Here is a 331-nt window from a genome sequence, read left to right on the forward strand (position 1 = left end):
TGTGCCTGATAGTCCGCCAGCAACCTTTTATCATCGGTCGCTGCAAATAGTTTTGCAGTCAGAATCAAACGATAAGTATTCAAGGCCTGAGTACTCCCGGAACCCACTGCCATTAACTGCTCGCCGCTTTGATACAGTGACTGATATATTCCTTCTGAAGCTGTCAGTCCCAGCGTCTGATAACCCGAGACCACTGCCTGCATACCTGCATGATAATCATGTATCTGGCTCTGCAAAGATGCCACTTGCGGCAGATGAACCGACAAAGTGCTCAAATCTTGCTGTAACTGCGCCAATTGCGACTGAAATTTACCGTAATTGTCATTGAAGG

Annotated in this window: 1 pseudogene; it reads right to left on the minus strand. The window is 47.1% G+C overall.

What is annotated here, in order from left to right:
• Positions 1-331 (minus strand): annotated as a pseudogene (locus ACYP03_RS25085) (hypothetical protein); the annotation flags it as partial.

It is taken from the genome of Photobacterium sp. R1, from assembly GCF_054600795.1.